Annotated in this window: 7 protein-coding genes; 2 read left to right on the plus strand and 5 right to left on the minus strand. The window is 59.5% G+C overall.

Annotated elements, in window-relative coordinates:
* Positions 1-282 precede the first annotated feature (282 nt).
* Positions 283-2,472 (minus strand): excinuclease ABC subunit UvrB, encoded by a 2,190-nt coding sequence (uvrB, locus tag ACTO3O_RS07720; RefSeq protein ID WP_297830693.1) that lies wholly within the window; start codon positions 2,470-2,472, stop codon positions 283-285.
* 110 nt (positions 2,473-2,582) lie between these two features.
* Between uvrB and ACTO3O_RS07725 the strand changes: the two genes are divergently transcribed.
* Positions 2,583-2,732 (plus strand): hypothetical protein, encoded by a 150-nt coding sequence (locus ACTO3O_RS07725; protein WP_297830691.1) that lies wholly within the window; start codon positions 2,583-2,585, stop codon positions 2,730-2,732.
* A 765-nt stretch (positions 2,733-3,497) separates the two neighbouring features.
* Here the strand turns inward: ACTO3O_RS07725 and rfbD are convergent.
* The 4 genes from rfbD to prfB all read right to left on the minus strand — a co-directional run bounded on the left by rfbD (position 3,498) and on the right by prfB (position 7,159).
* Positions 3,498-4,415, minus strand: a complete 918-nt coding sequence (rfbD, locus tag ACTO3O_RS07730) for a dTDP-4-dehydrorhamnose reductase (protein WP_297830689.1) — start codon at positions 4,413-4,415, stop codon at positions 3,498-3,500.
* Between the two features lie 9 nt (positions 4,416-4,424).
* Positions 4,425-5,495, minus strand: a complete 1,071-nt coding sequence (gene rfbB / locus ACTO3O_RS07735; protein WP_297830687.1) for a dTDP-glucose 4,6-dehydratase — start codon at positions 5,493-5,495, stop codon at positions 4,425-4,427.
* 110 nt (positions 5,496-5,605) lie between these two features.
* Complete coding sequence (gene mscL, locus ACTO3O_RS07740; protein ID WP_294593115.1) at positions 5,606-6,031, minus strand: large-conductance mechanosensitive channel protein MscL; 426 nt, start codon at positions 6,029-6,031, stop codon at positions 5,606-5,608.
* Between the two features lie 38 nt (positions 6,032-6,069).
* A protein-coding gene (gene prfB / locus ACTO3O_RS07745) for a peptide chain release factor 2 (RefSeq protein WP_294593113.1) occupies positions 6,070-7,159 on the minus strand; the annotation gives its coding sequence in 2 pieces (ribosomal slippage) (positions 6,070-7,095 and positions 7,097-7,159; 1,089 coding nt in all).
* 7 nt (positions 7,160-7,166) lie between these two features.
* Between prfB and ACTO3O_RS07750 the strand changes: the two genes are divergently transcribed.
* Complete coding sequence (locus ACTO3O_RS07750; protein ID WP_482596665.1) at positions 7,167-7,397, plus strand: hypothetical protein; 231 nt, start codon at positions 7,167-7,169, stop codon at positions 7,395-7,397.
* The last annotated feature ends 643 nt before the right edge of the window (positions 7,398-8,040 follow it).

Raw genomic sequence — 8,040 nt, forward strand, 5'->3', positions numbered from 1 at the left:
GCCTGGGGAAATCTTGTCAAAACGTGCCAGCACATTTTGACGATTTCCCTCCTAAAGCGTGGCGCGCGTTGGTTTGAGGGTACTGTTCTTTCTGTGAACAGAAAGAACCAAAGAACCGACGCAGCAACCGAGAGCCATCAAACTTGTTTGAATGGCCGAGGTGCCAGGAGGAAGGTGTAGCCAAACTTTAGACGGATGCTTACGCATCCTCCAGCTGCCGATGGCCCAAACCAACGCACGGCACAAAAAAGCCCGGCGAAGGCCGGGCTGGAAACATCTCAACTACAAAATCTTCGTCCGCTTCCGCGACTTACCTACCCCCGCTTTCGATTCGCCTCGCACACTGCTCTTAACCGACGGCGAAACTCTCCCCGCATGCTCCGACGACGGCAGCTTGCGCTGCAAAGCAAACATCTCGTCCCGATAACGCGCCGCGGTCAGGAAGTCCAACTCTTTGGCCGCCTGTTCCATCATCTCCCGCGCCCGGGCGATCGCACTCTCGATATCCGATGCCGACATATAATCCACCACCGGGTCTGCCACCATCGACAACGGAGCCTCCATATCGTACACCACTCCCGCATCTCCCGTCGCGCTGCCCGTTCCGAACGGCCGTTCGACCGTCGTCGCCCCCGCGGCAGCCACCTTGGCGGAGGGCAGAGAGGCGGCCAGCGGAGAACCTTCGCCGAGGGTCGATTTGCTCATCTTCTGCACCGCCTGAGGCGTAATGCCGTGCGCGACATTGTAATTCATCTGCTTTTCGCGGCGACGCTCCGTCTCGTCGATCGTCTGGCGCATCGAATCCGTGATCTTGTCCGCATACATAATCACCCGTCCCTCCAAGTGTCTCGCGGCGCGGCCCGCCGTCTGGGTCAGCGAACGAGCCGAACGCAGGAAACCCTCCTTGTCGGCGTCCATAATCGCCACCAACGAAACCTCCGGCAAGTCCAGCCCCTCGCGCAGCAGGTTGACTCCCACCAAGACGTCGAACCGGCCGGCTCGCAGGTCGTCCATGATCTCGATCCGCTCCAGCGTGTCCACATCCGAATGGATGTACCGGCAACGGATGCCCATCTTCTCGAAATAACGGGTCAGCTCTTCGGCCATCCGCTTGGTCAGGGTCGTGACCAGCACGCGTTGATCTTTCTCTGCCCGCAGCTCGATCTCGCCGATCAGGTCGTCGATCTGGTCGGCCGTCGGACGGATCTCGATCTCCGGATCGAGCAGCCCCGTCGGACGGATCACCTGTTCGACCACCACCCCTTCCGACTTGTTCAGCTCGTAGTCGGCCGGGGTGGCGCTCACGTAAACGGCCTGGGGCACCAACGCCTCGAACTCCTCGAACTTCAGCGGCCGGTTGTCGATGGCGGCCGGAAGCCGGAAACCGTACTCCACGAGGTTCTTCTTCCGGGCATGGTCGCCGCCGTACATGGCGCGGATCTGAGGAATGGTCACGTGGCTCTCGTCGATGATAATCAGGAAGTCGTCCGGGAAGTAGTCCAGCAGGCAGAAGGGTCGTGTCCCGGGCAGCCGGCCGTCGAAGTAGCGCGAATAGTTTTCGATTCCGGAGCAGTAACCCAGCTCCTTGATCATCTCCAGGTCATACTCGACACGCTGTTTGAGCCGCTTGGCGTACTGCTCTTCGCCGCGCTGCATGAAGAAGTCGTACTGAGCCGAGAGGTCGTGCTGAATCTGAATGACGGCCGAGTTGATGCGGTCGCGGGTGGTGACGAAGATATTGGCGGGGTAGATGGTCACGCGGTCGAGCTGTGCGAGCCGCTGGCCGGTAACCGGGTCGATGGAGTGAATTTCTTCGACGGTGTCGCCCCACTGCACAATCCGGTAAGCTTTGTCGCCATAGGCCACGTGCACGTCGACCGTATCACCGGCGACACGGAAGGTGCCGCGGCTGAACTCGATGTCGTTCCGGGAGTAGAGGCCGTCCACGAGCTGGTAGAGCAGTTTCTGCCGGGGAAAGTCTTCGCCCTGCTTGATCTGAATGGTATTGGCGTGGAAGTCCGATGGGTTCCCGATCCCGTAGAGGCAGGATACGGAGCTGACGACGACGATATCGTTCCGCCCGGAGAGCAGCGAGCTGGTGGTGCTCAGGCGCAATTTCTCGATCTCGTCGTTGATGGAGAGGTCTTTCTCGATGTAGGTGTCGGAGGTGGGGAGGTAGGCTTCGGGCTGGTAGTAGTCGTAGTAGGAGACGAAATATTCGACGGCGTTCTCGGGGAAAAAACCGCGGAATTCGCCGTAGAGCTGTGCGGCGAGGGTCTTGTTGTGGCTGAGCACGAGGGCGGGTTTGCCGAGCTCCCGAATGACGTTGGCCATGGTGAAGGTCTTCCCGGAGCCGGTGACGCCCAGCAGGGTGTTATGGCGTGTCCCGTCCTGCAACGAGCGCACCAAAGCGGCGATCGCTTCGGGTTGGTCGCCGGTAGGGGCGAAGTCGGAATGCAGTACGAAGTCCATCTTATCTGTGAATTAACGTCTGGAGGAATGCTTTACTATGGAGGTAGCGAGGGGCCTCTTAACTTTCGAATGCGCCCGCCCCGGGCTACCGCGAAAGAGTCAATGGCGAATTGTGCAGCATCGGCAACTACGGTTTCAATTGGTCGGCTGCCACGGACGACAGCAACGGGGTATACTTGGATTTCAGTGCGGAGCGCCTTCACCCTTACTATACGCATGGCCGTGCCAACGGTCTTCAGTTGCGTTGCCTCTCGGAATAAACAGGCACCCACAGGATGTTTTAATGGCAGCCTCTACCCTACTTTTGGTTGACTTTGGGTGGACGGACGCCCGGGAGGTGCCGCAATTCTCGACGCGCAAGCGGCGTGTTGCGGGCCGAGCGTGGGCAGGCGTCCGGCCCGCGCGACCCAAAGGGTCGCATAAGCACTACCCCTTTCTGTCGAATTCATCCTCAGCCTATAGTAGTTCGCCGCCAGCGGAGAGCAGCAACGAGCGCCGACGAGTTGCAGAAGCAAAACACCCATTCACTGCTCCAATTCTGTCGGGTCCGGGCTTGCGCGCTCCCGGGGCGCCCCCACGCGCCGCTAATGCGTCGCTGCGCCCGAAGACGGCGATTCCCTTCAGAATCGCGCTACTCGCTCTCAACTCAAAGCTCGCCCCAATTCTCCGCCCCGTGTCCACCTCACTGCGGCTCCGCTTTCGCTCCGCCACTTCCGTCGCCCGCTGGGATTTCATCTCAATTTTGCTGACGCAAAATGAGCGAAATCCCTCTTTAGGCGGGCGGGCGACGGTGTTTGCGCATTGTTCTTTTTTCGCGCGCCTTGCGCGATTCATCTATATTCGGCTACCGCCGAAATAGCTGAATCGCTTCTTTAGGCGTTGGCGCGCGTTTTAGTTTGAGGGTACTGCGCTCGGGCCGCGCGGGCCCCACGTCCCGTGGACGGGAAATGCGCCAGCATTTCAACTGGCAGCCTCTACCCCATCCGTCACGCCGCTCACACCGGACGAAACTGTCACGCTGTCAACTACGCCTCAGGCTCCGCAGAATTCAGGCTGCGGACGCACTCGGCTAAGCTCTCGCGCCAATCCGGTACGAGAACGCCGAAAGTCGCCCGGATCCGTTCGGTCGACAGCACCGACCACGCCGGTCGAGCCGCCGCTGCCGGATACTCGGCCGTCGTAATGGCACGAACCGCGCAATTCCGTCCCCCCAACCGCATAATCTCCTGCGCAAACTCGCACCAATTCGTCCGACCGCCATTCGTATAATGATACAGCCCGAAACCGGCTGCAGCCGGATGCTCGTCGGCAAAAGCGACCATCTCCATAATCGCCGCCGCCAAGTCCCGCGCATAAGTCGGCGTCCCCCACTGATCCGCCACCACGCCCAACTCCGACCGCTCGGCACCCAACCGCAACATCGTCTTTACGAAATTATTCCCGTAGGTGCTGTACAGCCACGCCGTCCGCACGACAAAACTCCGATCGTAAGCCAAAGCTGCCGCTTCGCCCGCCAGCTTCGTCCGCCCGTAGACAGACTGCGGACCGGTCGGCTCCTCCTCGGTCAGGGCATGTTCGTCAGCCGGACGAAGCCCGTCGAAGACATAGTCGGTCGAAACCTGTACGAATCCCGCGCCCACCGCCTCGGCGGCAGAAACGAGGTTCCGGACAGCCGTGGCATTGAGCAGTTCGGCCCGTTCCGCATCCGACTCGGCCCGATCCACCGCCGTATAGGCCGCCGCATTCACGATCCACTGCGGACGTTCATGCCCGACAAAAGCCTGGACTGCCGCCGCATCCGTAATATCCAGTTCCGCGACGTCCGTAAAGACGAACTCGTACCCGGCCCGATACCTCCCGGCGCGGTCGATCGCCCGCAATTCGCTCCCCAACTGACCGTTGGAGCCCGTAACGACTATCTTTTTCCGCATCGTTCCTTTCATTCAGATTCGTTACCGATTGCCGTACATCTCGGCATAGTACTTTTCGTACGCGCCGCTGGTGATGTTATCCATCCACTCCTGGTTGTCCAGATACCACCGGATGGTCTTTTCGATCCCCTCCTCGAACTGCAACGAAGGCTCCCAGCCCAACTCCTCGTGCAGTTTGGTGGAGTCGATGGCGTACCGTTTGTCATGCCCGGCCCGATCCTGCACGTAGGTGATCAGCCCGTCGGAATGGCCCTCGGGATTCCCCAGCAGGCGGTCTGCGGTGCGGATCATCACTTTGATCAGGTCGATGTTGCGCCACTCGTTGAAACCGCCGATGTTATAGGTCTCTCCGTCCCGCCCCCGGTGAAAGATGGTGTCGATGGCCCGCGCGTGATCCACCACGTAGAGCCAGTCGCGCACGTTTTCGCCCGTCCCGTAAACAGGCAGCGGCTTCCCGTGGCGGATATTATTGATGAACAGCGGGATGAGCTTCTCCGGAAACTGATTGGGGCCGTAGTTGTTGGAGCAGTTCGAAATCACAATCGGCAGGCCGTAGGTATTCCCGAAGGCCCGGACGAAGTGGTCGCTCGACGCCTTGGAGGCGGAGTACGGCGACTGTGGGTCATAAGCGGTGGTCTCGACGAAGAAGGTGCCGGGGTCGTGCAACGAGCCGTAGACTTCGTCGGTCGAGATGTGGTAGAATCGCTTGCCGGCCATCCCGCCGCCCGCTTCGGAAGACCAGTACTCCCGAGCGGCCTGCAACAAGGCGATTGTCCCCAGTACGTTGGTCTGGGCAAAGGCGAAGGGGTCTTTGATCGAGCGGTCTACGTGGCTCTCGGCGGCCAGGTGGATGACGCCGTCGATCCGATGGTCGGCGAAGATCCGACGCAGGTGGTCGATGTCGCAAATATCGCCTTTGATAAAGTGATAACTCGGACATGCCGAAGCCACGTCTTTCAGGTTCTCCAGATTCCCGGCATAGGTGAGTTTGTCGAGGTTGTAGACCTGATAGTCGGGGTAGTTCTTGCAAAAGAGCCGCACGACGTGCGAGCCGATAAAGCCAGCACCGCCGGTAATCAGTATGTTTCTCACGGTTTTGTATGTTACTGTGGAGGTGAAATCGCTGAGCGAAGGAACCTCTTTTTTGTCTTTTCGCGAAAAGGTGGAGATCAGTCCCATTGCTTAATGACGTTCGGAGCGATCTATTTATTGTCGTTGCGTGCTTTCAACAGGTCGCGGATCTCGGTCAGGAGCTCCTGATCCTTGGTCGGCGCAACGGGTGCGGCCGGTTCGTCGGCTTTCGCTTTCTCGGTCTTGCTCTTCAGGGTGTTCATCACTTTCACGAGGGCGAAGATGGAGAAGGCGATGATGATGAAGTCGATGATGGTCTGGATGAATTTCCCGTAACCGATCACCACGGCGGGCTCGTCGCCGACGGCTTTTTTCAGGGTGAAAGCGAGGTCGGAGAAGTCGACGCCGCCGAGCAGCACGCCGATCGGGGGCATCATCACGTCGCTGACCAGCGAGCTGACGATCTTGCCGAAAGCGGCACCGATGATGATACCGACGGCCATATCGACCACGTTGCCGCGCATGGCGAATTGCTTGAATTCAGATAACCATTTCATAGCGTTGATGTTTTTTAATCGTTTATTTCCGAATGTTTCTATGCCTGACCGCCGAATTCCATCAGGTAGGCTTTGATAAAGTCGTCGATCTCGCCGTCCATGACGCGTTCGACGTCGGAGGTCTGGTGGGAGGTGCGGTGGTCTTTGACGCGGCGGTCGTCGAAGACGTAGCTGCGGATCTGGGAACCCCACTCGATCTTCTTTTTCTGCCCTTCGAGCTCGGCTTGGGCGGCCATGCGTTTCTCCATTTCGAGCTGGTAGAGCTTCGATCGCAGGATGCGCAGGGCGTTCTCCTTGTTCATGATCTGCGAGCGGGTCTCGGTGTTCTCGATGACGATGCCGGTCGGGATGTGGTACAACCGAACCCCGGTCTCGACTTTATTGACGTTCTGTCCTCCTGCGCCGCTGCTGCGGTAGGTGTCCCACTTGATGTCTCCGGCATTGATGACGATTTCGATGGTGTCGTCCACGGCGGGCGAGACGAAGACGCTCGCAAAGGTGGTCTGCCGCTTGTTGTTGGCGTTGAAGGGCGAGAGCCGTACCATCCGGTGGACGCCGTTTTCGCTCTTGAGGTAGCCGTAGGCGTAGTCGCCGACGAATTCGATCATGGCGGATTTGACGCCGACTTCGTCGCCGTCCTGGATGTCGAGCACTTTGACGGTGTAACCGTTCCGTTCGCCCCAGCGGGTGTACATGCGCAGGAGCATCGAGGCCCAGTCCAAGGCTTCGGTGCCGCCGGCGCCGGAGTTGATCTCCATAATGGCGCCCATCTTATCTTCCTCGGAACGGAGCATGTTGCGCATCTCCAAGGCTTCGATCAGCTTCAGGGCTTTGTCATACGCCGTGTCGAGGTCTTCTTCGGTGGCCGCGCCTTCTTTGATGAATTCGGGAACGAGGTTGAGTTCGTCCATGGCGGTGGCAATGGCGTCGTAGTCCACGACCCACGATTTGATGGAGGCCACTTTCTTCAGTTGTGCCTGGGCGCGCTCGGCGTCGTCCCAAAAGTCGGGGGCGAGGGTGGCGGCCTCTTCTTTCTTTAACTCCAGACGTTTGCCGTCCAGGTCAAAGATGCCTCCTCAGCGCATCCTGGCGCCTTACAAGCTCTTTAATTTGTTCTGTGGTAATCATTTGTATTTTGTTGTTTGTTCTTTATCGTTCTGCCGGGCGGGGTTCGAAGTGTCCCGCCCCGGGCTACCGCGAGAGGACCAATGGCGGGTTGGAGGGTGTCGGCAGCAATGGGTTCAACTGGGCTTCTACGGATATCGAGCCGAATGCGGTGTTCTTGTTTTTCCGCCCACACGATCTCTATCCGAACTATGCCAGTTACCGGGCTCACGGTCTTCAGTTGCGTTGCCTCTCGGAATAAACGGGGACGCGTGCCCGCGGTGGGCAATCGGCTGGAGCTACCCTAAGTAACCGATAGCCTCTACACTATTTGTGCTCCTGCGGCTCGTAGAGCCGCGCGGGCCGAAGCCTCCCCCAGCGGAGGCCCGCAACTAACGTTGCTTTAGGCCCCGCAGGCTTCGACCCGTTTGGCAATACCTTATTCACGGTCAACCGAAGCGGGTCAGACGCCCGGGAGGAACGACAACTCTCGACGCGCAAGCGGCGGGTTGCGGGCCTCCCGAGAGGAGGCGTCCGGCCCACGCGACCCTAAAGGGTCGCAAAAGTTTGGGTAACAGTTCGCCCCATTCACCGTCCATGACTGTCAGGTTCGGGCTGCGCGCTCCCCGGGTGGGCCGAAGCCTCATTCGGCACCCCATTCTGCGAGATTCGTCCTCGGCGCGCCCCCCTCGCGCCGCTAAAGCGTCGCTCTTGCCGAGGACGGCGATTCTCTGAATCGCGCTACTCGCTCTTGGTTTAAGCGGGTCGCCGCCAGCGGAGAGCAGCAACGAGCTCCGACGAGTTGCAATCCGCCGCTGGCGGCGGATTGCGCGACCCTGCGGGTCGCAAAAGCTCGGCCCAAATCACTACCCGTTTATCACCACATTCTTTCAGGTTCGGCCTGT

Source organism: Rikenella sp. (genome assembly GCF_056799795.1).